We start from the raw sequence: 26,641 nt of genomic DNA on the forward strand, positions 1-26,641 counted from the left end.
CGCGGCGCCCCCGCGCCCGCCCCCCCCGCCCGCCCGGGCCCCCCCCGCCCGCCCCCCCCGCACCCCGGCGCGCGCCGCCGCCGGTGCGGGTGCCCGCGGGCGGGGTCCGGTAGGCGGTCGCGGGCCTGACCCCGGCCGGCGGCCGGGAGGTCACCCGAGGCCGCGGCGGCCGGCCTGCAGTCCCGCCTGGAAGCGCGTGCGGGCGCCGAGGGCGGTGAGCAGAGCCGACGAGCGGCGCCCCAGCGTTCGCACGCCGATGCCGAGTTCACGGGCGATCGCCTCGTCCTTGAGGCCGGTGGCGAGCAGTCCCAGCAGCCGCAGGTCGATGTCGTCGCCAGCCGGCACGGGCAGTTCGGGATCCCACAGCGGCAGCGGCGTCGCCTGCGCCCACAGCAGCTCGAACAGCTTCACCAGCGCCGACACCACCATCGGTGCCCGCACCACCAGCGCCGCGTCGACGGCGCGTTCACTGGCCAGCGGCAGCAGCGCCACCGACCGGTCGCCGATCGCCAGCTTGAGCGGCACGTCGGTGTGTACCCGGGCCTGTTCCCCCGCGGCCACCGACACCATCGCCTGCTCGAAGGCGCCGGGCAGCTCGAAGGCCTCCGGCGCGTAGATCCCGCGAACGCTGGCGGCGCGGCCCAGCAGGTCGGTCTCGGACCCGTTCGCGGCGGCCACCTCCTGCGCGTACGGCGGGCGGTCGAGCACCAGCAGCTCGTTCGTCACGCCGTGCGTGAGCTGGATGAACTGAGCCTCGACGGCCGCCCTGCCGGTGACGATCTCCAGCAGTTGGTCCGGCCGGGTCAGCATCTCCTGCGGGAACTCCTGCGCCATCCGCTCCGCCGTCCGGCGTACCGCGGTGAACTCCTCCGTACGCCGCACCACCAGCGCGTTCACGGCGACGTCCGGGCGGGTCGCGACGAGTCGGGTGCGTGCGCCGACCAGCCGACTGAGGAAGCCCAGCTCCTCCAGGCGCTCGGTCGCCGCGCGCACCGCGCGCAGGCTCTCGTCCGTCTGCCGGGCGAGGTCCGGCAGGCTCGACTCCGGTGCCCGCAGCAGAGCGAGGTAGACCGCCTCCTCGACGGCGCTGAGGCCCAGTGCCTCGAACATCCGAGCCCCCTCACGCTCCGTGATCTGTCCGACTCAGGCCATGGCCGGCCTCGGCCACCGCTAACGATGGCGACCGGCGCGGTCCGCGTCTAGACATGCTTCATGATCTCTTCTCGACTCCGGACCGGCGCCCTGCTGGTGGCCGTCACGGCCACCAGCGCCGCCGGCCTCTCCGTCGCCGCCCCCGCCGCCGCTGCCGACGCCTGGCACCGTCCCCAGTGCGGCGTGGTGGAGGGCGACGGCTCGGCGACCATCACCCGCACCGACGGCACCTTACTGGCCCGCACCACGGCCAACCTGACTCCGGTCACCTACACGAAGCTGACCACCTTGAGTACCCCGAACGCCCTCGTCGCCATCTCGAAGAAGTCGATCCAGCGCTCGACGGACGCCGGCTGCAGCTGGCGGCAGATCGGCAGCACCGGGCAGGACCTGGCGGCGTACGACGTCACCGCCGGGCCGGACGGGACGGCGTACGCGTACGGGGTCAACGACCAGCCGATCTACCGGGTGGAGGGCGACACCTTCACCACCGTCGCCGGGCCGGTCTCCTACGACGGCGTGGTCGGCCTGGCAGCGGGCCCGGCCGACGCGCGCGTCCTGCGGGCGGTCAGCAAGGCGGGCCAGGTCTACGACTCCGTGGACGGCGGCACGTCCTGGGCGCCGGTGGGGGTGCCGGTCGGAGAGGACCAGTTTCTCTACAAGGCGGCGATCGACCCGACCGACCACGACCACGTCGTCGTCGGCACCATGGGCGCCGGCAGCTTCGTGACGTTCGACGGTGGCCGCAGCTGGACGCCGTCGACCGGCGCCGGCGCCACCGCACGGTCGAACGTCTTCTCCGTGGCGATCTCCCCGGTGGACCCGCGGACGGTGTGGCTGGAAGGCTACGACCCCAGCCAGAACGACAACGCCGCGCGGCACATCTGGCGCTCGACCGACGGGGGTCGCAGCTTCGCGTCGATGCTCGACGGCGCCCAGGTGACGCTCGTCAACGGCACCTCGATGTGGCCGAGCCCGGTCGACCCGGACGTGCTGTACTTCGAGTACGGCACGTGGTTCGGCGGCTACGGCACGGACCTCTACCGGTACGAGGCGTCCACCGGTCGGCTGACCTCGCAGCACAACCCCTACGACGGGGTCGCCAGCGTCGCCTTCAACCCGGCCGACCCGCGGGTGATGTACCTCGGTCTCGTCGAGGAGCGCTGACGGCGGTGCCCGCCCGGGGCCTGCGCCTCGGGCGGGCCACGCGCTGCCGAGACCGCCGTGGGGTGGACCGGGGCACCACAAGCGGTGAGTGAAAACCCGGGCGCGGCGGCCCTGGGCCGCCCCGCGGGTGATCCGAAGCGGGCCATCGGCGATCCGTCCGCTGGCACAGGATCGACCGTCGTCCAGTCTCGCCATTCGGTGTGGTCACCGAGTTCAGCGGCGAGGGCGCCGAGCCGGGCGTGATGGCCGCGTTCCGCGAGTCGGTGGAGACCCTCGCGAAGCTGGGCGCCGAGATCGTCGAGGTCTCCTGCCCGCACTTCGAGTACGCGCTACGTCGGACCCGTACCAGATGTACCTGGCGGATCTGTTCACCATCCCGACCAACCCGTACGGCGGACCGGCCATCTCGGTGCCGTGCGGGCTCTCCGACGGGCTCCCGGTCGGCCTGCAGATCATGGCCCCGACGATGGCCGACGACCGGGTGTACCGGGTTGCCGCCGCGTTGGAGTCCGTGGTCGGCACGTTCACCCCACCAGCGCTGTAGCCGACGACGTTCCGACGGTGCCGGCCCGGACCCCGAACCCGTGGGTCCGGGCCGGCACCGGATGGCCGGTGGCCCACGAGGCCGGCCTGCTATCGGCCCTCGGTGTCGCGGACCAGCAGGGCCGCCTGGACGCGGTTCGCGCAGTCCAGCTTGGTGAGGATCCGGCTCACGTAGGTCTTGATGGTCGTCTCGCTCATGTGCAGCCGCCGACCGATCTCGGCATTGGACAGGCCCTCGGCCACCAGCCCCACGACCTCCCTCTCGCGGGACGTCAACGCGCGCAGCCGTTCGCCGGCATCCTGCCGGCGTCGGGCGGTCACCGGCGTGACCATGCCCAGCACCAGGCGGGCCACCGCCGGGGAGAGGTAGGCGTCACCGACGTACGCCGCCCGGACCGCGCGGACCAGCTCGTCGGGGGTGCAGTTCTTGAGCACGAATCCCGCCGCGCTGTGCTGGAGGGCGTGCAGCACGTTCGGTTCCGCGCCGAACGACGTCAGCACCACCACCCGCAGCCCGGGCGCCTGTCGACGTAGTTCCTCGATCGCGCCGAGTCCGTCCAGCACCGGCATCTTGAGGTCGACCAGCGCGACGTCGACGCGGTGTCGGATCGCCTCCGCCACGGCTGTCCGGCCGTTCTCCGCCTCGGCGACGACCGTGATGTCCGGCGCCGACTCCAGTACGGTGCGGATGCCGGCGCGGATCAGTGGTTCGTCGTCGGCGACCAGCACCTTGATCACTCAGCCCACCCCCACCAGGATGGTCGCGGGCAGGACCACGAACATGAGCGTCGCGGCGGCGAACCCGACGGCGACCGCGCGGAAGCGGCCGATCGTCGGCGGATGGCTGTCGCCAGCCGACTGTGCCGCGACGCCGGGCGGTACGCAGGGCAGCATCGCGTAGAGCCGGAACGCCCCCTCGGCCACCCGGTGGTCGAGGAACCCACCGGCCGGGAGGACCCGCTCACCCAACCCGGTCAGGCCGTGGCCCGCCCCGACCTTGTCGGTCGGCGAGTCGGCCAGCGGATTGACGACGGTGAGCAGCAGCGCGTCCGCCTCCCACTCGACGTCGACCGTGACCGGCTGACCCGGGGCATGCTTGACGGCGTTGGTCAGCCCTTCCTCGACCACCCGGTACGCCGCCTGCCCGGCCGCTGTCGACAGCGGGAGCGGTTCGCCGCGTTCGCGCAGCGTCACCGACACCCCGGCTGCCTGGAACTCCGCCACCAGCCGGCCGATCGCCGGCACACCCGGTGCCCCGGGGAGTGCCTCGTCCCGTTCGCGTAACGCCCCCACCAGCTCGTACAGCTCGTTCATCGCCCCGCGCGTCGCGGTCGCCAGTTGCCGGACCGCCTGCTGTTGTCGCGATGGCAGCTCCGACACCTCGAGTGCGGCTGCCTGGACCGACACCAGGCTGAGTCGGTGGCCGAGCGAATCGTGCATGTCCCGGGCGATTCGCAGCCGTTCGTCGAGCCGTTCCCGTTCGGCGATGATCTCCTGTTCCCGGCGGAGCTGCCGGTTGTTCTGGCCGAGCGCCGACACCAGCCGCTCGTGCTGTGCGAGATACCTGCCGACCAGCAGGGGCAGCGCGACGAACACGATGAACGCGGTGGCGAGGGGCGCGATCGCCCGCGGTTGCCCGGCCCGGGTCACGAGCTGCGCGCCGAGACCGCCGACTGCCGCGCCGACGACCACGGCGGTGCCGGTTCCGGAGATGACCGCCCGCCCGGCCTGGTAGGCGGCCCAGAGCAACAGGACGTACGTGCCGCCGGTCAGCGTGGCCAGCACCAGCGCGACCACGAACGAGGCCGGGGGGCTCCAAAACCGCAGGGCGACCACCAGCGCGACAGTCAGCGCGTAGCCCACGACGGCGGCCGGGGGCAGGCCGTCGGAGTGGGCGGCCATCAGGAGTCGGGTGTCCACGATGACCACGACCGCGGCGAGAAGATACGTGCCCACGTCCGGCAGGCTAGTACGCGACCCGGATCAACTTTGGCGACGGAGACCGACAACCTTCGAGGACTGCCCGCGTTCCGCCCGGTCCCTAGCCTGGTCCCGGTGATTCAAGTGCGCAACCTCAGCAAGCGGTACGGGAGCACGGTCGCGGTGGACGGGCTCTCCTTCACCGTACGGCCGGGCCAGGTGACGGGGTTTCTCGGGCCGAACGGCGCCGGGAAGTCCACCACGATGCGGATGATGCTGGACCTTGAACGGCCCTCGGGCGGCCAGGTTCTCATCGGCGACACGCACTACCGGCGGCTGCCCGAACCGCTACGCCGGGTCGGCGCCCTGTTGGAGGCCGGGGCGGTGCACCCCGGCCGCAGCGCGTACCACCACCTGCTGTGGCTGGCGCAGAGCAACCGGATCCCGAAGGCCCGGGTGCGGGAGGTCCTGGAGCTGGTCGGTCTGACCGGCGTGGCGCGGAAACGGGTCAAGGGGTTCTCACTCGGCATGGGCCAGCGGCTCGGCATCGCCGCCGCGCTGCTCGGCGACCCGCCGGTGCTGCTCTTCGACGAGCCGGTCAACGGGTTGGACCCGGAGGGCGTGCGGTGGATCCGAAACCTGATGAAGGGATTGGCCGCCGAGGGGCGGACGGTCTTCGTCTCCAGTCACCTGATGAGCGAGATGGCGCTCACCGCGGAACATCTCATCGTGATCGGCCGCGGTCGGCTGCTCGCCGACACCACGGTCCGTGACTTCATCGAGGCTCACGCCCGCTCGTACGTGAGGATTCGGACGCCGGAGCCGGAGCGGATGCGCGACGCGCTGACGGCGGCCGGCATTCCGGTGCAGCAGGCGGCGGACGGCGCACTGGAGAGCCCTGGGGCGGAAGCCGCGAAGATCGGCGAGCTGGCCGCCGCGAACGGCCTGACCGTCCACGAGGTCAGCACCCAGACGGCCACGCTGGAGGAGGCGTTCATGCGGCTCACCGGGGACACCGTCGAGTACCGGGCCCTGGGGGGACAGCGATGAGGGCCGTCGCGGTCCTCGCCGCCGAACTGACCAAGATCCGGACTGTCCGGTCGACCGGCTGGACCCTGACGTCGGGCTTCGTGGTCTGCGTCGGTCTCGCCGCGCTGGTCGGGCTCAGCTTCCGCAACGGCCCGTCGGACCCGCAGCGATACTTCGACCCGCTCTTCGCCACGTTCTACAGCCTCACCCTCGGTCAACTCGCCCTGGTGGCGTTCGCGGTGCTCGTGGTCAGTGGCGAGTACCGCTCCGGCACGATCCGCGCGTCGCTGGCGGCGGTACCCCGCCGTGGCCTGTTCTACGGCGGCAAGCTGGTCGCCGGGGCGCTGGTGGTGTCCGTCGTCTCGCTGGTCACCGTGGTGGTCACCTTCGTCGTGGCGCAGCCGGCGCTCGGTCCACGCAAGACCTCACTCGGCGCGGACGGGGTGCCGCAGGCGATGGTCGGGGCCTGGCTCTATCTGACGCTGATCTGCCTGTTCGCCATGGGGGTGGCGGCGATGTTGCGTAGTTCGGCGCTGTCGCTCGGAATCCTGATCCCGCTGCTCCTGCTGAACTCGCAGGGGCTCGGCAACATTCCGAAGGTGAAGACCGTCGCGCAGTTCCTGCCGGATCAGGCGGGCTGGGTGATCATGCATCTGGCCGGGCCGCCGGACGATCCGCGCTGGGCCCGCGCCTACGGTCCCTGGACCGGGCTGGGCATCGTCGCGCTCTGGGCTGTCGCTGCCCTCGTCGGTGGCTACCTGGTGCTGCGTCGGCGCGACGCGTGAGCATCTTCTCGGGTACGCCGACCACTCCTGGCAGCTACTCGTTCGGGATCCGGATGAGCGACGCACACGGCTTCCACGCCGACCAGGAGGTGACCGTCGTCATCGCCGAGCCGGCCACCACCATCACCTCGGGGGAGCCGCCCCGGGGCGTGGTCGGCGCCGCCTACTCGTTCAGGTTCACCGCCGCCGGTGACTCGAACATCCAGTTCAGCGCGGTCGGCGGCGACCTGCCCGGCGGGCTCACCCTCGCTGCGGATGGTCTGCTCAGCGGCACCCCCGAGGCCGCGGGAAGCTTCACCTTCACCGTCAAGGCGACCGGAACCGCCTCGAGTGCCACGGACGAGGTGACCGTGGTCGTCGACGCCGCGCCGTCTCCGTCTCCGTCGCCCACCCAGACGTCGTCCTCACCGCCGACGCCGACGCCGACGCGCTCGGCCGGGCCGGGACTCCCGGTGACCGGCTCGGACACCCTCGCCATGCTGTGGCTGGGTATCGGCGCGATCGTCGTCGGCGGGATCATCCTCCTCGTGGTCCGCGGTCGCCGGCGGTTCACGACAGGCGGGTGAATCCCGACCGAGGTGGGGGAGGCCGAGCGGCTAGGCTTGGGCGCGTTCTGTACGGATGCCGCCGTGAGCCGGCCGCTGCCCGAAAAGCTGGAGTTCTCATGACCACGACACTGCCCGCGTACGACGAGGTTGTCGCGCGCTACGAACCGGTGATCGGCCTGGAGACCCACGTCGAGTTGGGCACGAACACCAAGATGTTCTGCGGCTGCCCGACCGACTTCGGCGGCGAGCCGAACACCCGGGTCTGCCCGGTCTGCCTCGGCCTGCCCGGCTCGCTGCCGGTGGCCAACAAGGCGGCCATCGAGGCGACCATCCGGATCGGCCTGGCGCTGAACTGCTCCATCGCCGAGTGGTGCCGGTTCGCCCGGAAGAACTACTTCTACCCGGACATGCCGAAGGACTTCCAGATCAGCCAGTACGACGAGCCGCTGTGCTTCGACGGCTACCTGGACGTCGAGGTCGGCGGCGAACTGGTGCGGATCGGCATCGAGCGGGTGCACCTGGAGGAGGACACCGGCAAGACGCTGCACGTCGGTGGGGCCACCGGCCGCATCCACGGCGCGACCGAGTCGCTGGTCGACTACAACCGGGCCGGCATCCCGCTGGTGGAGATCGTCACCAGGCCGGTCCCCGGCACCGGCGCGCTGGCGCCGGAGGTGGCCCGGGCGTACGTGACCGAGCTGCGCGACGTGCTCCGCTCGCTGGGCGTCTCCGACGTGCGGATGGAGGAGGGCTCGCTGCGCTGCGACGTCAACACCTCCCTCAACCTGCCCGGTCAGGAGTGGGGCACCCGCACCGAGACCAAGAACGTCAACTCGCTGCGCTCGGTGGAGCGGGCGGTCCGCTCGGAGATGCTGCGGCAGGCCGCGGTGCTCGACGCCGGCGGGAAGATCACCCAGGAGACCCGGCACTTCCACGAGGACACCGGCGACACCACGCCGGGCCGGTCCAAGGAGACCGCCACCGACTACCGGTACTTCCCGGAGCCGGACCTGGTGCCGCTCGCCCCGGACACCGCCTGGGTGGCCGAGCTGAAGGCGGCCCTGCCGGAGCTGCCCCGGCTGCACCGCCGCCGGCTCCAGGAGCGGTGGGGCCTGTCCGACCTGGACATGCAGTCGGTGCTCAATGCCGGCGCGGTCGAGCTGATCGAGGCCACCGTCGCCGCCGGCGCGACCCCGGCCGCCGCCCGCAAGTGGTGGCTGGGCGAGCTGTCCCGGCGGGCCAACGAGACCGGCGTGGAGCTGGCCGACGTCGGGGCCACCCCCTCGCAGGTCGCCGAGCTGCAGGGCCTGGTCGACGCGGGCAAGCTCAACGACAAGCTGGCCCGCACCGTCCTGGAGGGCGTGGTGGCCGGCGAGGGCTCGCCGACCCAGATCATGACCAACCGGGGCCTGGAGGTCGTCTCCGACACCGGCGCGCTCACCGCCGCCGTGGACGAGGCGATCGCCGCCAACCCGGGCGTCGCGGACAAGATCCGCAGCGGCAAGGTCGCCGCGGCCGGCGCGTTGGTCGGCGCGGTCATGAAGACCACCCGCGGCCAGGCCGACGCCAAGACCGTCCGCGAGCTGATCCTGGAGCGCCTGGGCGCCCAGGGCTGATTCCCCGGTCGAGGGCCGCCGTCGCGATCCGGCGGCGGCCTTCACTTCTTCGAGTACGCGCGCGACCCGCGCCACCCCCTCGCATGGGCGTCAACGGCGACGCCCGGATGGAGCCACCGTGAACGACCGTCCCGAGCCCGACCTCGACGTCCTCGACGAGATCCAGCGGCGGGTGCTCTGGCTCGCCACCCGGATCGTGGACGCGGCCAACCACGACCGGGACACCGGCGACGGAGTGAAGGTCGGCGGCCACCAGGCCTCCAGCGCCTCGCTGGTCACCGCGATGACCGCGCTCTGGTTCGCCCACCTGGACGCCGAGGACCGGGTCGCGGTCAAGCCGCACGCCTCGCCGGTGTTCCACGCCATCCAGTACCTGCTCGGCAACCTGGACCGGTCGTACCTGCCGAAGCTGCGGGCGCGGGGCGGGCTCCAGTCGTACCCGTCGCGGACCAAGGACCCGGACGAGGTGGACTTCTCCACCGGCTCGGTCGGGCTCGGCGCGGCGGCCCCGCTGTTCGCCGCGGTCACCCGCCGCTACGTGGACGCCCACTTCGGGGCGCGGCCGCACTCCCGGTTCGTGGCGCTGATCGGCGACGCGGAGCTGGACGAGGGGAACATCTGGGAGGCGGTGGCCGACCCGGCCACCACCGGGCTGGGCAACGTGATGTGGCTGGTCGACTTCAACCGCCAGTCGTTGGACCGGGTCGTCCCGGGTATCCGGATCAACCAGTGGCGCGGCCAGTTCGAGGCTGCCGGCTGGCACGTCGTGGAGGTCAAGTACGGCCGCCGGCTCGCCGAGGCGTACGCCCGGCCGGGTGGCGAGGCGCTGCGCGACTGGATCGACCTGATGCCCAACGAGCAGTACCAGTCGCTGTTCGGGCTGGCCGGGCCGGCGTTGCGCAAGCAGTTCCTCGACGGCGCGCCGGCCGAGGTGGGCGCCTTCGTCGCCGACATCCCCGACGACGAGCTGGGCCCGCTGGTGACCGACCTGGGCGGGCACGACCTGGCGGCGCTGCTCGACGCGTACGCGCAGTGCGACGCGGTGACCGACCGGCCCAGCGTGGTCTTCGCGTACACGGTCAAGGGGTGGGGGCTGCCGATCGCCGGCAACCCGCGCAACCACTCGGCGCTGCTCACCACCGAGCAGGTCGACGCGCTGCGCGCCGCCCACGGCCTGACCCCCGAGACCGAGTGGGACCGCCTCGACCCGGCGTCGGAGGCCGGCATCAGGGCCGGCGAGCGCCGGGAGGCGCTGTCCCGCGCGCCCCGCGAGCGGGCGCTGGGGGTCACCGTCCCGGAGACCACCCGGGTACGCGCCAACAAGCCCGTTTCCACCCAGGAGGTCTTCGGTCGGGTGCTGGTCGACCTGGCCCGGGACGAGAACGTCGCGCCCTACCTGGTCACGACCGCGCCGGACGTGGCCACCTCCACCAACCTCGCCGGGTTCATCAACAAGACCGGCGTCTTCGCCCCCACCGAGCAGCGGTCCTGGACCGAGGACCGGATGCTGCGCTGGACGGAGAGCCCCGCCGGCCAGCACATCGAGCTGGGCATCTCGGAGATGAACCTGTTCCTGCTGCTGGGGCAGCTCGGCCTGTCGTGGGACCTGTCGGGGCAGCCGCTGCTGCCGGTCGGCACGGTCTACGACCCGTTCGTGCTGCGCGGCCTGGACGCCTTCCTCTACGGCACCTACTCCGGCTCCCGGTTCGTGGTCGCCGGCACCCCGTCGGGCATCACGCTCGCCCCGGAGGGCGGCGCCCACCAGTCGACCATCACCGCCTCCGTCGGCCTGGAACTGCCCGGCGTCACCTTCATCGAGCCCGCGTACGCGGCCAGCCTGGACTGGCTGCTCTGCGACGCGCTCGGGCAGATCGCCGGCGGATCGGCGCCGGCGGCCACCGCCGCGCCAGCCGAGGACGGGGCGTACTACTTCCGGCTGAGCACCCGCCCGATCGACCAGGCGCCGTTCGAGGCGGCCCGGGCCCGGATCGGGGACGCGGTGCTGCGCCGGCAGGTGGTCGCCGGGGCGTACCGGCTGGTCGACGCGCACCAGGCGTACCCGCAGTTGGCGGGCGCCCCGGTGGTCACCCTGGCCGGCTCGGGCGCGGTGCTGCCGGAGGTGCTCGCGGCGGCCGCGGAGCTGGCCGAGGAGGGCATCGCCGCGCACGTGGTGGACGTGACCTCGCTGGACCGGCTGTACCGGGCCTGGCAGCGGACCCTGCGCCAGGGCGTACGGACCGCGACCGTGCCGAGCGTGCCCGGCGCGTTGCGGGCCGCGTTCGGCGACCGGGCCCCGGTGGTGACCGTGCACGACGCCGCCTCGCACGCGATGGCCTGGCTCGGCTCGGCGCTCGGCGTGCCGGCGGTGCCGCTGGGAGTGGACGAGTTCGGCCAGTCCGGCAACGTCCGCGAGCTGTACGAGCTGCACGACCTGCTGCCCGGCAGCATCGTCAACGCCGCCCTGGCCGCCCTGTCCCTGCGCTGAGCTCCGGTCCGGTCCCGCGGCCACCCGTGCGTGGCCGCGGCCGGGTCCGGGCGTGACGGCGCATGCCCGGATCCCGCCTGGTCGCGTCGGGCGTGGGGCTGCCTGTCCGGGCCCGCCTGTTGTCTCCTTCGGGGTGCCGGCCGCCGGGGGCGTAGCAGTACGAGCCCGTAGCCGCCCGTTGACACAGGCCGCCGCCAGCCGTGGGGCCGGGCCGGGTAGGCCCGGGGTGGGTCAGCGGGTCGGGGTGGGGGTGACGGGGACCGGGACGCCCTGCACCGGCTCCTTGATTACGTGGCGTTCCAGGTTGACCTGCGCCTGTCCGGTGCCGCCGACCGTGATGTCGTCGTACGCCTGGAGCAGTTTCTGCTGGTCGAAGTAGAGCACGGTCATCGACAGCGGGGTCGGTTTCTCGCCCTCCAAGCCGCGCAGCCCGGCCCCGCCGGTGGAGCCTTCCACCATCAACTGGGTCGTCTGCTTGCCGGGCTGTTGCGGCAGTTTCGACACCTGCCGGGCGTGGGTGTGCCCGGCGAGCACCAGCGGGCAGGTGCCGGAGAGCGGGCCGGCGGAGGCCGGGTCGTGCACCATGGCGATGTTCACCGGTCGGGGTGACCTCTGCATGGTGGTGGCGAGCTGTTCGCCGGCCCCGATCACCTGGTCGGCGACCTGCTTGGTCAGGCCGCTGCCCGCCGGCGAGGTCTCCTTGTCCGGGGTGAACCGGGGATCGCCGATCCCCGCGATGGTCAGCCCGGCCACCGTGGTGGTCGAGTTGTTGAGCACGATCGCGTTGGGCTGCCGGGCCACCGCCGCGGCGGTCCGCGCCGAGTCGTGGTTGCCCCGGATGTAGACGTACGGCTTCTTGAGCAGCCCGATCGAGCCGACGAAGGACGCCTCCGGCTCGCTGCCCCAGTCGGTGATGTCCCCGGTGTCGATCACCACGTCGATGCCGAACTGCTCCACCACCGTGCGGATCAGCTGCCAGCCGGTCGGGTTGAGGTGCATGTCCGAGACGTGCAGCACCCGGGTGGTGCCGGGCGCCGGCTCGTACACCGGCAGGGCCGAGACCGTGGTGTAGAGCTGGCTGACGTTGCCGACCAGGCGTTGCAGCTGCTCGGCGTAGCGGGAGTAGTCGTTGGCGATCCGCCGGGCGTCGCCGACGATCGCCGGGGCGTTGACCAGCAGTCCCTCGTACCGTGGCTCCTCGATCGCCTGCGGGCGCAGGGTGCCCGCGGCGAGCCCGAGGCTGCCGGCGGTGACCGCCAGCGCGAGCCCCGTGGACCAGGCGGTACGACGGACGTTCCGGAAGATCAGCGCGGCCAGCAGCAGGGTGACCAGCACGGCCGAGCCGGCGGTACGCAGCCCGAGCCGCATCACCCCGTTGCGGACGTCCTCGACGGCGGACTGGCTGGCCCGGCTGATGCTGGCCGGGTCGTCGATCAGCGCCTCGGTCTTGCGCTGGTCCAGCGCGCCCAGCCGGACGGTCAGGTGGGTCGGCCCGTCGTGGCTGTTGAGCTGGAGCGCGCCCAGCGGCGGGATGTCGACCGTCGTGCCGCCCTTGACCGCCGGGGCGAGGGTCAGGCTGGCCTGGAACGGCCCGATGTCGGTGTTGACCCGGCCGCCGGCCAGCACCCCGATCACCGCCCCGCCCAGTGCCACCATCAGGACGGCGAGCACCACGCCGGCCCGCCGGGCCCACCCAGGCCCGGTCGGCCGGTCGACCCCGTTCCTCCCGGGCCGCCAGCGCCGCTCGCGCCGGGCCGGGGGAGTGTCCTCGTCCCCGGGCCCGCGCTGCTCGTTCTCCCCACCGTCCATGCTGAGATTCTGTCCTGCCCAATGAAGGATCCTGGCAAACCCGGCACACGCCGCCGCGTTCCCCGCCGAAACTACCGGTGTGTCGCCCCTCCCGGCCTCGTGGCGGCCGTTCGGGTGGTGCTCAGCTGCGCCCGGCGCCGCCCTCGGCGAAGACCAGCCGCAGCAGCCGGTCGTCCTCCGGCGCCGGCTCGCCCCGCCCGTCGTGGTTGGAGGTGGAGACCCAGAGCGAGCCGTCCGGGGCGGCGGCCACCGCGCGTAGCCGCCCGTACCGGCCGGTCAGCAGCTCGCGCGGCTGCCCGAGCACGGTGCCGGTATCGGTCAGCTCGACCAGCCAGAGCCGCTCGCCGCGCAGGCAGGCGGTCACCATCAGCCGGCCCGCCGCGGCCAGGCCCGAGCAGGACGCATCCGAGGTGCGCCACTGCACGGTCGGGTCGGCGTACCGCTTGTCGTCCGCCTGCCCCTCGACGGTGGGCCAGCCGTAGTTGGCGCCCTTGTCGATCCGGTTGATCTCGTCCCAGGTGTTCTGGCCGAACTCGGTGGCGTACATCCGTTTGCCGGCGTCCCAGGCCAGGCCCTGCACGTTGCGGTGCCCCAGTGACCAGACCGGTGAGCCGGGGAACGGGTTGCCGGGCGCCGGCCGGCCGTCCGCGGTGATCCGCAGGATCTTGCCGCCGAGGTTCCCGCGGTCCTGGGCGAACCCCCGGTTGCCGGCGTCACCGGTGCTCACGTAGAGCTGCCCGTCCGGGCCGAAGGCCAGCCCGCCGCCGTCGTGGTTGCCGGCCTTCGGGATGCCGGTGAGGATCGGCGTCGGCGTGTCGCCGAGCTTCAGCTTGGCGACCCGGTTGTCCCGCTCCGTCGTGTAGTACACGAAGACGGTCCCGTCCTTGGCGTACGAGGGGGAGACCGCGATGCCGAGCAGCCCCGCCTCGCCGCCGGCCGCCACGTCCGGCACGGTCTGCACCGGGGTGACCCGCAGGCCCTCCGGGCCGGACTCCGGGCCGACCTTGAGGATCCGCCCGCTGTCCCGCTCGGTGACCAGCGCGGCGCCGTCGGGCAGGAACGCGATGCCCCACGGCACCCGCAACCCCTTGGCCAGGACCGTGGCGACCACCTCCTGTCCGGCACCGCCGGGGCTCGCCGACGCGGACGGGGTGGGCAGGTTGGGAGGCTCGCCGGCCGGGTCCGGCTCCGGCGGGCCGAAGCTGCACCCGGAGGTGGCCAGCAGCAGCGCCGCGCAGGACGCCGCCAGCGCCGCGCGACGGCGGCCGGTGCGGGGGTACGGGGGACGGGCGCTCACCCGGCCCAGCCTAGCCCGCGAATCCGGACCAGCCGGCCCACCGGCGACAGGCCGGGACTGGCGACCCGCTCACCGGGCCCGGACGGCGAGCAGCGCGACGTCGTCCTCGCGCCGGTCCGCGGCGGTGAGCAGCAGGTCACTATTGTCGGCGGACGTGAAGGTATGGATTCCACACGAGGTCGGGGCCGGGTTGCTCGGCGAGGTGCCCGCAGGCGTCACCGTCGAGCCGTGGACGGACCCGGGGCACCCGCCGTCGGACCCGGCCGGCGTCCGGTTCTGGGTGCCGACGTTCCTGTCCGCCGGAGACGCCACCGCGATGCTGGAGCGGCTGCCGAACCTGGCGGTGGTCCAGCTCCTCTCCGCCGGGGCGGACGCCTGGATCGGCCGGGTGCCGGAGGGAGTGACGCTCTGCGACGCGCGGGGCGTGCACGACGCCGGCACCGCCGAGTGGGTGCTCACCGCGATCCTGTCCCAGCTGCGCGGCTTCCCGGCGATGGCCCGGGCGCAGGCCCGCCGGGAGTGGGCGTACGCCGAGGTCAGCCCGACCGACGAGCTGACCGGCAAGCGGGTGCTGATCGTCGGCGCCGGCTCGATCGGCGCGGCGGTCCACGCCCGGCTGGCCCCGTTCGACGTCACCGTCACCCTGGTCGCCCGGACCGCCCGCCCGGCGGAGGGGGTGCACGGGGTGGACGAGCTGCCCCGGCTGCTGCCGGAGGCGGACGTGGTGGTGCTGCTGGTGCCGCTGACCGAGCGGACGAGAGGCATGGTGGACGCCGACTTCCTCGCCGCGATGCCCGACGGCGCGCTGCTGGTGAACGCCGCCCGGGGTCCGGTGGCCCGGACGGAGGCGCTGGTGGCGGAGCTGTCCAGCGGCCGGTTGCGGGCCGCGCTGGACGTCACCGACCCCGAGCCGTTGCCCGCCGACCATCCGCTCTGGGAGCTGCCCAACGTGCTGCTCACCCCGCACGTCGCCGGCTCGGTACGCGGCCTGCTGCCGCGGGCGTACCGGTTGGTGGGGGAACAGGTGCGCCGGTTCGCCGCGGGGGAGCCGCTGGTCAACACGGTGACCGACGGCTACTGAGCGGGCTCAGCGGTCGCCGGGCAGGTGCTGCCCGGTGGCGGAGACCAGCCGGGGCAGGTCGCTGCCGCGCACCGCGGGCAGCACGAGCTCCTGCCCGTCGTCGAGGCGGGCGACGGCGCGGCCGCGCGGGTCGGCGGACAGCTCGACGACCCGGTCCCAGGCGATCCGGCGGCCGCCGGCCAGGGCGCGCAGCCGCAGCTCGCGCTGGTCGGCGTCGGTGCCCGCCCGCCACGCCCAGACCGCGACGGCCAGCGGGACGAGGAGCACCGGCAGCAGGTACCACGCGGCGGTGGCCAGCGGCACGGCGCCGATGAAGGCGACGATCGCCGCGACCAGGATGGCCTGGTTGTACCGGAAGCGGATGGTGTCGGCGCTACTCACCCTCCGATGATCCCACCCCGGCGCGGTCCCGCTCTCCTCGGGCGGCGGAGGGTGACCGGTGCCATCCGGCGGTGACTTGAGTCACTGCCGGATGGCGTAACCGGGGATCGGCTCGGTCGTTTTCCGGGGATGGTGGGTGTCGGCTATCCGTCCCTGCCGCGTCCGCCCGCATCGCCGCACCGCCCCGTGTCCCCCTCACGAAGGCGACCGCAGTGCTTCACGCCTACCTCGTCCACCGCCCGCCGCCCGCGGTGGTCGCCGTGCTGGGAGCCGCCACGCTGCTGGCCGCCGCCCTGTTGCTCTTCGCCGCCGCCAACCGGCACTGGGCCGGCCGGCTGGCCGCCCGCGAGGCGCACTTCCGGGCGCTGGTCTCCGGTGGCCGTGACCTGATCCTGCTGCTCGACGAGGAGCTGCGGGTGCGCTGGCTCTCCGCGGCCGGCTCGCGCTGGTTCGGGCTGTGCGACGACGAGGTGCGCGGCCGGCGCCTGGCCGAGCTGCTGCACCCCGCCGACGCGCCGGCCGCGCTCGGCCGGCTCGCCGCGACCCTCGGCCACCAGGAGCCACTGCTGCTGGTGGCCCGGATGGCCACCGGCGACGGGGGATGGCGGGAGACCGAGTCGACCGTGAGCGACCAGCGCGGGGTGCCCGAGGTCGACGCCGTGGTGCTGCACGTGCGCGACATCGGCGAACGGCGCCGGTTGGAACGGGAACTGCACCGGCTCGCGGCCATCGACCAGCTCACCGGCCTGGCCAACCGGCGCGAACTGCTGCGGGCGCTCGGCGGGCGGGGCGGCGGCCGGGGCGCGCTGCTGCTGGTGGAGCTGCACGGCCTGGGCGCGGTGGTCGAGGGGGCGGGTCCGTCGGCGGCGGACGCCGTGCTGGTCGCGGCCGCCCGCCGGCTGCGCGACGTGGTGGGCCCGCACGACATGGTCGCCCGGGTGGCCGGGGAGGAGTTCGCCGTGGTCACCGACGCCGGTCCGGTGCCGGCGTACGCGCTGGGCGGCCGGCTCCTGGCCGCGCTCGGCGAGCCCTGTCCGACACCCGGGTGGATGGTGCGGCTGCGGGTGAGCATCGGCCTGGCCGAGCTGGCCGGGGCCGGGCCGGAGGACGCCCTGCGCCAGGCGGACCTGGCCCGGCGGCGCGCCGTCCAGCTCGGCCGGAACCGGATCGAGTGGTACGACGCCTATCTGGAGGAGCAACTGGTCCGCCGGCTGGACCTGGAGCGGGAGCTGCCCGGTGCGACCGCCCGGGGCGAGCTGGACCTGGTCTACCAGCCGGTGCTGGGGCTGGTCGACCGGCAGCCGGTCGGCACGGAGGCGCTGCTGCGCTGGCGCAGCCCGGTGCTGGGCACCGTGCTCCCCGCCGAGCTGCTGCCGGTGGCCGAGGATCTCGACCTCGTCGGCGAGCTGGGGCGCTGGGTGCTGGACCGCGCCTGCCGGCAGCTCGCCAGCTGGTCGGCCGGGGGCCGCGAGCTCTGGATGGCGGTCAACGTGACGCCCCGGGAACTGCTGGCGCCGGACTTCCTGCCCGGGGTGGCTGCCACGCTGGCCGGGCACGGCGTCCCGGCGCACCGGCTGGTGGTCGAGGTGGGGGAGCCCCGGATCGGCAGGGAGCTGCCCACCGTGGTGGCCCGGCTGGCCGGCCTGCGGTCGCTGGGGGTGCGCACCGCGCTGGACGACTTCCACGCCGAGCACGCCTCGCTGGCCCAGCTGCGTCGGCTCCCGATCGACCTGCTCAAGCTCCGGCCGCGGTTGGTGGGGCCGGCGGACGACCCGCAGCGCCCGCTGATCGAGGTGGTGGTCAGCCTCGGCGAACGGCTCGGCCTGTCGGTGGTGGTGGCGGAGCTGGAGTCCGAGGCGGACGTCGATCGGGCGCAGCGGGCCGGCTGCCGGTACGGCCAGGGCTTCGCGCTGGCCCGGCCGGCCACGGCGGAGCGGGTGGAGGCGTACTTCGAGGAGTTCCCGTCCGCCTCCCGCTGACCGTGCCGTTCAACACTCGCTGAACCGGTTCACGTGGCGAGGTTGTGACCGCACCGTGGCCGGCCGACCTTCTCGCGTCGGCCGGCCACGCCGGCGTCGTCGCGATCACGCCGCACGGCAAAGGCCGCTACGCACGGTGGTGACCCGCGCGGAGCCGGACCCCACAACGAGCGATATGCCTGTCGGTCATATTTGTGCCGCCCGGGCATATCGCCCACCAGGCCTACGCCCTCCCCGCCGCGACACGCCTCGTCCGGGCCACCCGGTCGTGAGCGCGGCGTACTCCTGTCCCCCGAAGGTGGCCACCGCCTCTTCCTGTACTTGAAGAATTCTTCAAGTGATAAAGTGTGCAAGGCGACGGGCCGGTCGGCCGTGCGGTGACGGGGAGGACGAGCGTGTCGGTGCCGCTGTACCAGGCGAAGGCGGAGCTGTTCCGTACCCTCGGGCATCCGGTGCGGATCCGGGTCCTCGAACTGCTCCAGGACGGCCCCAAGCCCGTCCGTGACCTGCTGGTGGCGATCGAGGTCGAGGCGTCCAACCTCTCCCAGCAGCTCGCCGTGCTGCGCCGCGCCGGCATGGTCACCTCGTACCGGGACGGCCCGCTGGTGGTGTACGCGCTCAGCGCCCCCGACGTGGCCGACCTGCTGGCCGCCGGGCGGCGCATCCTCGGCGCGGTCCTCACCGACCGCGACGGGCTCCTCGACGAGCTGCACGCCGACGGGCGGGACCGGTGAGCAAAGCGGCGTCGGGCCACCAACCACGGTCGGTCGCGGGTCGGCAGGGCAGCGTCGGCGGACCCGAGGGCCCCGCGTCCGGCTCGGGACGACCTCAGGGGGTCGTCGGCCTGGTGGGGGATCGTGTCCTCGGGTTGCTGCCCGGCCGCGCCGACTGGGCGGCCGTCCGCCGCTCGCCACGCCGGGACCTGCTCGCCGGGCTGACCGTCGCGGTGGTGGCGCTGCCACTGGCCCTGGCGTTCGGGGTCACCTCCGGGCTGGGCGCGCAGGCCGGCCTGGTCACCGCCGTGGTCGCCGGTGCCGTGGCCGCCGTCTTCGGCGGCTCGAACCTGCAGGTGTCCGGCCCGACCGGGGCGATGACCGTGGTACTGGTGCCGGTGGTGCAGCAGTTCGGCCCGACCGGGGTGCTGATGGTCGGCGCGATGGCCGGGCTGATCCTGGTCGCCCTGGCCCTCGCCCGTCTCGGTCGGTACGTCCGCTACCTGCCCACCCCGGTGATCGAGGGCTTCACCGCCGGCATCGCGGTGGTCATCGCCCTGCAACAGGTGCCCGCCGCGCTGGGCGTGACCGACGCCGAGGGCGACCGGATCTGGGCGGTGGCGGCCGACGCGGTCGCCCGGTTCGTCGTACACCCCCGGCCAGCCGCCGTCGCGGTGGCCCTGGGTGTTGCGGCGCTGATGCTCCTCGGCGCCCGCTGGCGGCCCGGCCTGCCGTTCTCGCTGCTCGGAGTGGCCGCGGCGACGGTCCTGGCCGAGACCGCCCCGGTCGAGCTGGCTCGGATCGGCGCCCTGCCGCAGGGGCTGCCCGCACCGTCGCTCGGCTTCCTCGACCTCGACGCGGTCGGCGTGCTGCTCCCCTCGGCGCTCGCGGTGGCCGCACTCGCCGCCCTGGAGAGCCTGCTGTCGGCCACCGTTGCCGACGGGATGACCGTCGGCGAGCGACACGACCCGGACCGGGAACTCTTCGGCCAGGGCCTGGCCAACCTCGCCTCCCCGCTCTTCGGCGGCATCCCCGCGACCGCCGCCATCGCCCGGACCGCGGTCAACGTCCGCGCCGGAGCATCCTCGAAGCTCGCCGCGCTGACCCACGCCGTCGCCCTCGCGGTGATCGTGCTGACCGCCGCACCCCTGGTCGGCCGGATCCCGCTCGCCGCCCTGGCCGGCGTGCTGCTCGCCACCACCGTGCGGATGATCGAGGCGGGTTCCCTCTGGGCGCTCGCTCGCGCCACCCGGGGCGACGCCCTGGTCCTCGTGCTCACCTTCGCCGTCACGGTGATCTGGGACCTGGTCACCGCCGTCGCGGTCGGCGTGGCCGTCGCGGTCGTCGTCGCCCTGCGCGCGGTGGCCCGCAGCGCCCGGTTGGAACAGGTGCCGCTCGACGCCGGGGATCACAGCGCCGAGGAACACGCCCTGCTGGCCGAGCACATCGTCGCCTACCGGCTGGACGGGCCGCTCTTCTTCGCTGCCGCCCACACCTTCCTGCTGGAACTCTCCGACGTCGCCGACGTCCGGGTGGTCATCCTGCGGATGTCCCGGGTGTCCACCATCGACGCCACCGGTGCGCAGGTCCTCGGCGACGCGATCGCGCGGTTGCGGGGGCGGGGCATCAGCGTGCTGCTCTCCGGCATCACCCCCGGCCACGACCAGGTGCTGGCCACCCTCGGCGTCGCGGACCAACTACGCCGGGAGGGCCTGGTGTTCCCGGACACCCCGGCCGCCATCCGGCACGCCCGGAGCATCGCCCTGCCCGGGACTGCCCCGGCCACGCACTGACCGCCGACCGCGGTGCGCCTCCCCCGGCAGCGGGGGGCGGACCGCTGTCACGCCAGCGCGGCCGCCTTGCGCAGCAGCACCGATCGCTCGCGGACGTTGCGGCACAGTCGGGCGGCGAGCTCCAGCTCGGCCCGTGCCTCGGCGGTCCGGCCGAGCCGGGCGAGCAGCTCGCCGCGCACGCTCGGGAGCAGGTACGACCCCGACAGGCGGTCGGAGGCGAGCAGCTCATCCACAATGGACAGCGCCTGCTGTGGTCCACTCGCCAGCGCGACGGCGACGGCCCGGTTGAGCTCGACGACGGGTGACGGAGCCACGCGGCCGAGCGCCTCATAGAGGAGCACGACCCGCTCCCAGTCCGTCTCCGGCACCGAGGACGCCGACGCGTGGCAGGCGGCGATCGCTGCCTGCAGCCCGTACGGTCCGAGGCCGCGTCCGACGGACGAGGCCCGGCCGATCGCGGCCAGACCGCGACGGATCGCCGATCGGTCCCACAGGCGCCGGTCCTGATCCTCCAGGAGCACGGCCTCACCATCGGGCCCGGTCCGTGCGGGAAAGCGCGCGGCCGTGAGCTCGAACAGGGCGAGTAACCCATACACCTCCGGCTCATCGGGCAGCAATGCGGCCAGCATCCGGGCCAGCCGGATCGCCTCGTACGCGAGATCGGGGCGCAGCAGGCGGTCACCGGAGGTCGCCGTCGAGCCCTCCGTGAAGATCACGTACAGGACGCTCAGGACGCCGCCGAGTCGCTCGCGCCGTTCCTCGGACGGCGGCAGCTCGAACGGCACTCTCGCCGCGGCGATCGTCTTCTTCGCCCGCGTGATCCGTGCCTGGACGGTCGGCACGGGCACGAGGAACGCCCGGGCGATCTCCTCGCTCGCCAGGCCGCCGACCGCGCGCAGCGTCAGGGCCACGCGGGCCTCGGGGGAGAGCACCGGATGGCAGGCCACGAACATCAGCGCGAGGATGTCGTCGTCGACCCGGTCGGGATCCCACGGCAGGTCGTCCGACCGGTCCCGCGGGGCCACCGCGCCCGAGCTCGCCTCACCCTCGGCGAGCTGGCCGGCGAGCATGGCGTACCGCTCGTCGAGTGCCGACCGGCGGCGGAAGCTGTCGATGGCGCGCCGCCGCGCGGTCGCGAGCAGCCAGCCCACCGGGTTCGCCGGCGCACCGTCGCGCGACCAGGTGACGAGTGCCTCCGCCACCGCCTCCTGCGCGACGTCCTCGGCGAGCTCGAAGTCCCCGGTGTAGCGGGCCAGCGCACCGACGATCCGGGCGGACTCGATCCGCCAGACGGCCTCGACGGCCCGCCGCGCCGACTCGGTGCTCGGCGGGCCGCCGGTGGCGGCGGGCGTCAGAGCTGGCCGGTCCGCTCGCGCCATGCCCGCTCCTTGATGATCCACTCGTTGTCCTGCGGGAACTCGTCGATGCCCGGTACGCGGCGGATCTCGCACTTCGTGCCGGTAATCGCCGGGAGTCGCTTGGCCCACTCGACCGCCTCCTCCTTCGAGGCCACGTCGATCACGTAGAAGCCGCCGAACAACTCCTTCGTCTCGCCGTACGGACCGTCGGTGACCACCGGCGTCTCACCGCTGAAGTCGACCACCACGCCCTGGGTCGGGTCGTCCAGGCCCTCGGCGGCGACGAGCACGCCGGCCCGGATCATCTCCTCGTTGAAGCGGCCCACCGTCTCGAGCATCTGCTCGAAGGGCGTCTCCATCATCTTCGCGACGGAGTCGTCCGTGCCTCGCATGATCAGCATGTACTTCGCCATCTTCGAACTCCTTGATGTCGGGGTCGCCTCTCGACCCTCTCACTCACAGGTCGAACGGGGCAGCCGCGGATCGACACGGCAGACGGGCCCGCGGACCACGACCGGACCCGGGCCGGCTGATGGCGGAGGAACGTGGCGGCTCCACTCGGTGCGACGTTCGCTCCGAGGACACCTACGCCGAACGCCCGAACCTACTCCGGCACCCGCCGGTACGCGCCGTCGCTCGCCGACGTCGCCATCGAGGCGTAGGCGCGCAGCGCCGCCGACACCGGGCGCTGCCGGTCGACCGGGGTGTACGGCCGCTCCCGCTTCTCCTCCGCGACCCGGCGCGTCTGGAGCACGTCGTCGGGCACGTTGAGCTGGATGGACCGGCCGGGGATGTCGATGACGATCTCGTCACCGTCGGCCACCAGCGCGATCAGTCCGCCCGAGGCCGCCTCGGGCGAGACGTGCCCGATGGAGAGCCCGGAGGTGCCGCCGGAGAAACGTCCGTCGGTGAGCAGCGCGCAGGCCCGGCCCAGCCCCCGGCCCTTGAGGAACGAGGTGGGGTAGAGCATCTCCTGCATGCCGGGGCCGCCCTTCGGGCCCTCGTAGCGGATCACCACGACGTCCCCGGCGACGACCTGCCTGGCCAGGATCGCCGAGACCGCGTCGTCCTGCGACTCGTACACCTTCGCCGGGCCGCGGAAGGTCAGGCACTCCTCGGGCACCCCGGCGGTCTTCACCACGCAGCCGTCCGGGGCGAGGTTGCCGTACAGGATGGCCAGCCCGCCGTCGGCGCTGTACGCGTGCTTCCGGTCCCGGACGCAGCCGCCGGCCGCGTCGGTGTCCAGCGACGACCAGCGGTTGGTGGTGGAGAACGGCTCGGTGGTGCGCACCCCGCCCGGGGCGGCGTGGAACAGCTCGACCGCCTCCGGGGTCGGCGAGCCGCTCCGGACATCCCAGTCCGCCAGCCACCGGGCCAGCGAGGGGGAGTGCACGGCGTGCACGTCCCGGTTGAGCAGCCCGGCCCGGTCCAGCTCGCCCAGGATGGCGGGGATGCCACCGGCCCGGTGCACGTCCTCCATGTGGTACTGCGGCGAGTTCGGCGCGACCTTGGCCAGGCAGGGCACCCGGCGGGAGATCGCGTCGATGTCGGCCACGTCGAAGTCCAGCTCGGCCTCCCGGGCGGCGGCGAGCAGGTGCAGGATCGTGTTGGTCGACCCGCCCATCGCCACGTCCAGGGCGACCGCGTTCTCGAACGCGGCCCGGGTGGCGACCGCGCGGGGCAGCACCGAGGCGTCGTCACGGTCGTACCACCGCTTGGCGATCTCCACGGCGGTGCGGCCGGCCTCGACGAAGAGCGACCGACGCGCGGCGTGGGTGGCCAGCGTCGAGCCGTTGCCGGGCAGCGCCAGGCCGATCGCCTCGGTCAGGCAGTTCATCGAGTTGGCGGTGAACATGCCGGAACAGGAGCCGCAGGTCGGGCAGGCGGACCGCTCGATCTCGCCGAGCTGGTCGTCGGTGACCGCCTCGTTGGAGGAGGCGATCATCGCGTCGATCAGGTCGATCTTGGAGTGCACGATCCCCTCGATCGCCACCGTCTTGCCGGCCTCCATCGGCCCGCCGGAGACGAAGACGGTCGGGATGTTCAGCCGCAGGGCGGCCAGCAGCATCCCCGGGGTGATCTTGTCGCAGTTGGAGATGCAGACCAGGGCGTCCGCGCAGTGCGCGTTGACCATGTACTCCACCGCGTCGGCGATCAGCTCGCGGCTGGGCAGCGAGTAGAGCATGCCGCCGTGGCCCATGGCGATGCCGTCGTCGACCGCGATGGTGTTGAACTCGCGACCCACCCCGCCGGCCTCGGCCACCGCGTCGGCGACCAGGCCGCCGAGGTCCTTGAGGTGGACGTGACCGGGGACGAACTGGGTGAAGCTGTTGGCGATGGCGACGATCGGCTTGCCGAAGTCGTCGTCGGTCATCCCGGTGGCCCGCCACAGGGCCCGGGCACCGGCCATCGTCCGACCGTGGGTGGAGGTCCTCGACCGCAGCTCAGGCATGGGTACCAGTCTGGCACCGTCCCGGCGGCGGCTCCCAACGGTCGGAGCGTGTCCCAACAGATGCACACCCGGTACCCCGCGCACGGCTCCGATCCGGCACAGTTGAGGACGTGCGTTTCCCCCCGGGCATGGTCGCCGTGGCGCTCCCGAGCGCCTTGGTCGCCGTGACCGCCACCGTGCTGCTCGTCGGGTCGGCCCGGCGGCGCACCGGCCCGGACCGCCGGCCGTACGCGCTGCTGGCCTCGGCCGGCGCGCTCGCCCTGGTCGGCCTGCTGGTCGGGGCGGGCGTGGTGCTCGGTGACCCGCACCACCCGCTGCATCCGGCGCGGCTCACCGGCTGGCCCGTCCTGATCTCCGTCGCGGTGGCGCTGAGCGGCCTGGCCGCCGCGACCGGGCTGCTCCGGCTGCCGGGGGCGGTGGTGTCCCGGGCGGCGACCGCCCGGCTGCTCCTGGACGCGCTGATCGTCGCGACCGCCCTCTGGTTCGTCGGCTGGGTGCTCTTCTCCGGGCCGACCCGGCTGCTCGGGCCGGCCACCCCGGTGGCCTGCCCGGCGATCCTGCTGGCGACGGTCAACGCCGCGCTGACCGTCGGGGTCACCCTGATCGTGGTGCTGCGCGCCGACCCGCCCCGGGGCCGGTTCGGGCTGCTCGGCGCCGGCATCACCACCGTCGCCGCCGGCGGGCTCGGGCTGACCGGCGGGGTCTGCCAGGGCGGGCCGGTGATGACGCTGGCCAGTGCGGCCCTGCTCGCCGTGGGCCTGCTGGCGGTCGCGCTCGCGGTGCACCAGGTCGAGCCGCCGGGGCAGGTCGACGTCGACCTGATCCGCCGGGACGGCGCGTACGCCTTCGTCCCGATGTTCGCGATGGCCGCCTCGGCGATGTACCACCTGGCGCAGGGCGGACGCTTCGACGCGCTCGGCATCGTCGCCGGCAGCGTCGAAGGGTTCGCGCTGGTGGCCCGGCAGTACCTCACCCTCAACGACATGCGCGGGTACGCCGGCCGGCTGGCCGAGCGCGAGGCGCACTTCCGTGAGCTGGCCCACACCGACCCGCTGACCGGCCTGGCCAACCGGCGGGGCCTGCTGCGCGAGCTGCAGCGCTGCGCCGACGAGGGCGTCGGGCGCGTACTGCTCGGGCTCGACCTGGACGGCTTCAAGAACGTCAACGACATGCGTGGCCACGACGTGGGCGACATGGTGCTGGCCGAGGTGGGCCGGCGGCTGAAGGGCAACCTGCGCCCCGGCGACCTGGCCGCCCGGCTCGGGGGCGACGAGTTCGCCGTGCTGATGCGCGGCCGCCCGGCCGACGCCGACGTGGTCGCCGAGCGGCTGCTCGGGGTGCTCGGCCGGGCGTACGAGCGGCCGGACGGGCCGGTCTTCCTCTCGGTGAGCATCGGGGTGGCCGGCCAGCGCGGCGAGCCCGACTCGGTGGCGCTGCTGCGCCACGCCGACCTGGCGCTGCGGTACGCCAAGCAGCGTGGCAAGAACCGCATCGAGCGCTACGACGGCACGCACGACCAGCTGCTGCTGCGGCGTACCCGGCTGGAGCACGAGATGCGCGGCGCGATCGAGCGCGACGAGCTGCGGCTGGTGTTCCAGCCGGTCGCCTCGCTGCCCTCGGTCCGCCCGGTCGGCGCCGAGGCGCTGCTGCGCTGGCACCACCCGGAGCTGGGCAACGTCCGCCCCGACGAATTCATCCCGCTCGCCGAGGAGTGCGGGATGATCGCCAAGCTGGGCGCCTGGGTGCTGCACCAGGCCTGCTGGCAGCTCTCCCGCTGGCTGGCCGACGGCCACGACGTCTGGGTCTCGGTCAACGTCTCGCCGCGCGAGCTGCACGCCCCGGAGTACGTGGTGCAGGTGGCCGAGGCGCTGCGCGCCCACCACGTACCGCCGCAGCGGCTGGTGCTGGAGGTCACCGAGCACGCCGTCGCCACCGACCTCGACGAGCTGATCCGGCGGCTGACCGCGCTGCGGCGCACCGGGGTGCGGATCGCGCTGGACGACTTCGGCGCGGGCTACTCGTCCCTGGGGCAGCTGCGCCGGCTGCCGATCGACATCCTGAAGATCGACCACAGTCTGGTGGCCGAGCACGAGCCGGTCCGCCCGGTGGACCGGGACGGGCCGGCCTTCGCCCCGATGGTCGACATCGTCATGCGCCTCGGGCACCAGCTGGGGATGGAGGTGATCGCCGAGGGCGTCACCACGCCGCCGGAGCTGGCCGCGGTGGTCGCCGCCGGCTGTCGGTTCGGCCAGGGCGCGCTCTTCGGCTGGGGCGTGCCGGCCGAGCACCTGGAGGCGATGCTGGAGGCCGCGACCTCGCCCGGCGCGCGCCCTCGGGCGCTGCCCGCCACGCCGCTCGCCGGCCCGCGGCCGGTGCCGGCCCCGCGCACCGGTGGGACGGGATCCGCGCAGGTCGGACCGATCGGGAAGTCCGGAATCGGAGGCGGTATCCCCCGTTCGTGAACCAACATGTGGGATCAGTTGACTCATCGCGTGAGATGCGTCAGGCTGGTCCACATGTCGATCCGGTCGCT

The 26,641-nt window shown here is 73.7% G+C and carries 20 protein-coding genes and 1 pseudogene; 12 read left to right on the forward strand and 9 right to left on the reverse strand.

Annotated features, from left to right (window positions below; all coding sequences use genetic code 11):
* Positions 1-150 precede the first annotated feature (150 nt).
* The gene (locus AB0I41_RS19360; RefSeq protein WP_357109127.1) at positions 151-1,110 is read right to left on the reverse strand and encodes a hypothetical protein; all 960 of its coding nucleotides are present in this window, start codon (positions 1,108-1,110) and stop codon (positions 151-153) included.
* 102 nt (positions 1,111-1,212) lie between these two features.
* On the opposite strand from AB0I41_RS19360, the gene AB0I41_RS19365 reads away from it, so the two are divergent.
* Positions 1,213-2,319 carry a hypothetical protein gene (locus AB0I41_RS19365; protein ID WP_357109130.1) on the forward strand — a complete coding sequence of 369 codons (1,107 nt, stop codon included), beginning with the start codon at positions 1,213-1,215 and terminating at the stop codon, positions 2,317-2,319.
* Positions 2,320-2,516: 197 nt separating this feature from the next.
* Positions 2,517-2,863: pseudogene (locus tag AB0I41_RS19370) on the forward strand (amidase family protein); the annotation flags it as partial.
* A gap of 89 nt (positions 2,864-2,952) precedes the next feature.
* Here AB0I41_RS19370 and AB0I41_RS19375 read toward each other — a convergent pair.
* Entirely contained in the window at positions 2,953-3,600 is a 648-nt protein-coding gene (locus tag AB0I41_RS19375; RefSeq protein WP_357109133.1) for a response regulator transcription factor, read from the reverse strand.
* Positions 3,601-4,818: a histidine kinase gene (locus AB0I41_RS19380; RefSeq protein ID WP_357109137.1), complete on the reverse strand. Its 1,218-nt coding sequence runs from the start codon at positions 4,816-4,818 to the stop codon at positions 3,601-3,603.
* Between the two features lie 99 nt (positions 4,819-4,917).
* Between AB0I41_RS19380 and AB0I41_RS19385 the strand changes: the two genes are divergently transcribed.
* From AB0I41_RS19385 to AB0I41_RS19405, 5 genes are all read left to right on the forward strand, one after another.
* Entirely contained in the window at positions 4,918-5,832 is a 915-nt protein-coding gene (locus tag AB0I41_RS19385) for an ATP-binding cassette domain-containing protein (protein WP_357109140.1), read from the forward strand.
* Positions 5,829-6,596, forward strand: coding sequence for an ABC transporter permease subunit (locus tag AB0I41_RS19390; protein WP_357109144.1), 768 nt, complete (start codon positions 5,829-5,831; stop codon positions 6,594-6,596). Before AB0I41_RS19385 ends, AB0I41_RS19390 begins: the two co-directional genes overlap by 4 nt.
* Positions 6,593-7,162, forward strand: a complete 570-nt coding sequence (locus tag AB0I41_RS19395) for a putative Ig domain-containing protein (protein WP_357109147.1) — start codon at positions 6,593-6,595, stop codon at positions 7,160-7,162. Before AB0I41_RS19390 ends, AB0I41_RS19395 begins: the two co-directional genes overlap by 4 nt.
* Positions 7,163-7,260: 98 nt before the next feature.
* Positions 7,261-8,760, forward strand: a complete 1,500-nt coding sequence (gene gatB, locus AB0I41_RS19400; RefSeq protein ID WP_357109150.1) for an Asp-tRNA(Asn)/Glu-tRNA(Gln) amidotransferase subunit GatB — start codon at positions 7,261-7,263, stop codon at positions 8,758-8,760.
* A gap of 118 nt (positions 8,761-8,878) precedes the next feature.
* Positions 8,879-11,245 carry a transketolase C-terminal domain-containing protein gene (locus tag AB0I41_RS19405; protein ID WP_357109153.1) on the forward strand — a complete coding sequence of 789 codons (2,367 nt, stop codon included), beginning with the start codon at positions 8,879-8,881 and terminating at the stop codon, positions 11,243-11,245.
* Positions 11,246-11,476: 231 nt separating this feature from the next.
* Here the strand turns inward: AB0I41_RS19405 and AB0I41_RS19410 are convergent, their stop codons facing one another.
* Both AB0I41_RS19410 and AB0I41_RS19415 read right to left on the reverse strand, forming a co-directional pair.
* Positions 11,477-13,054 carry a metallophosphoesterase gene (locus AB0I41_RS19410; protein WP_357109156.1) on the reverse strand — a complete coding sequence of 526 codons (1,578 nt, stop codon included), beginning with the start codon at positions 13,052-13,054 and terminating at the stop codon, positions 11,477-11,479.
* Between the two features lie 121 nt (positions 13,055-13,175).
* Positions 13,176-14,351 (reverse strand): PQQ-dependent sugar dehydrogenase, encoded by a 1,176-nt coding sequence (locus tag AB0I41_RS19415; RefSeq protein ID WP_357109159.1) that lies wholly within the window; start codon positions 14,349-14,351, stop codon positions 13,176-13,178.
* 154 nt (positions 14,352-14,505) lie between these two features.
* Between AB0I41_RS19415 and AB0I41_RS19420 the strand changes: the two genes are divergently transcribed.
* Positions 14,506-15,432 carry a 2-hydroxyacid dehydrogenase gene (locus tag AB0I41_RS19420; protein ID WP_357109161.1) on the forward strand — a complete coding sequence of 309 codons (927 nt, stop codon included), beginning with the start codon at positions 14,506-14,508 and terminating at the stop codon, positions 15,430-15,432.
* A gap of 6 nt (positions 15,433-15,438) precedes the next feature.
* Here the strand turns inward: AB0I41_RS19420 and AB0I41_RS19425 are convergent, their stop codons facing one another.
* Positions 15,439-15,813: a PH domain-containing protein gene (locus tag AB0I41_RS19425; RefSeq protein WP_357109164.1), complete on the reverse strand. Its 375-nt coding sequence runs from the start codon at positions 15,811-15,813 to the stop codon at positions 15,439-15,441.
* A gap of 212 nt (positions 15,814-16,025) precedes the next feature.
* Here AB0I41_RS19425 and AB0I41_RS19430 point away from each other — a divergent pair, with 212 nt between their 5' ends.
* The 3 genes from AB0I41_RS19430 (at position 16,026) to AB0I41_RS19440 (ending at position 20,298) form a co-directional block, all read left to right on the forward strand.
* Positions 16,026-17,792, forward strand: a complete 1,767-nt coding sequence (locus tag AB0I41_RS19430; RefSeq protein ID WP_357109167.1) for a sensor domain-containing phosphodiesterase — start codon at positions 16,026-16,028, stop codon at positions 17,790-17,792.
* A 395-nt stretch (positions 17,793-18,187) separates the two neighbouring features.
* A complete protein-coding gene (locus AB0I41_RS19435; RefSeq protein WP_357109169.1) occupies positions 18,188-18,526 on the forward strand; it encodes a metalloregulator ArsR/SmtB family transcription factor in 339 nt (112 codons plus the stop codon).
* A gap of 113 nt (positions 18,527-18,639) precedes the next feature.
* The gene (locus AB0I41_RS19440; RefSeq protein WP_357109172.1) at positions 18,640-20,298 is read left to right on the forward strand and encodes a SulP family inorganic anion transporter; all 1,659 of its coding nucleotides are present in this window, start codon (positions 18,640-18,642) and stop codon (positions 20,296-20,298) included.
* 47 nt (positions 20,299-20,345) lie between these two features.
* On the opposite strand, the gene AB0I41_RS19445 is transcribed toward AB0I41_RS19440, so the two are convergent.
* From AB0I41_RS19445 to ilvD, 3 genes are all read right to left on the reverse strand, one after another.
* Positions 20,346-21,677, reverse strand: a complete 1,332-nt coding sequence (locus tag AB0I41_RS19445) for a DUF6596 domain-containing protein (RefSeq protein WP_357109175.1) — start codon at positions 21,675-21,677, stop codon at positions 20,346-20,348.
* Positions 21,650-22,069, reverse strand: a complete 420-nt coding sequence (locus AB0I41_RS19450) for a YciI family protein (protein ID WP_357109178.1) — start codon at positions 22,067-22,069, stop codon at positions 21,650-21,652. The genes AB0I41_RS19445 and AB0I41_RS19450 overlap by 28 nt, the downstream gene beginning before the upstream one ends.
* A 191-nt stretch (positions 22,070-22,260) precedes the next feature.
* Positions 22,261-24,108, reverse strand: coding sequence for a dihydroxy-acid dehydratase (gene ilvD / locus AB0I41_RS19455; RefSeq protein WP_357109181.1), 1,848 nt, complete (start codon positions 24,106-24,108; stop codon positions 22,261-22,263).
* A gap of 110 nt (positions 24,109-24,218) precedes the next feature.
* Here ilvD and AB0I41_RS19460 point away from each other — a divergent pair, with 110 nt between their 5' ends.
* On the forward strand, positions 24,219-26,570 hold the full coding sequence (locus AB0I41_RS19460) for a bifunctional diguanylate cyclase/phosphodiesterase (RefSeq protein ID WP_357109184.1): 2,352 nt from the start codon (positions 24,219-24,221) through the stop codon (positions 26,568-26,570).
* The last annotated feature ends 71 nt before the right edge of the window (positions 26,571-26,641 follow it).

The sequence above is a fragment of the Micromonospora sp. NPDC050200 genome, from assembly GCF_040656135.1.
GTDB lineage: Bacteria > Actinomycetota > Actinomycetes > Mycobacteriales > Micromonosporaceae > Micromonospora.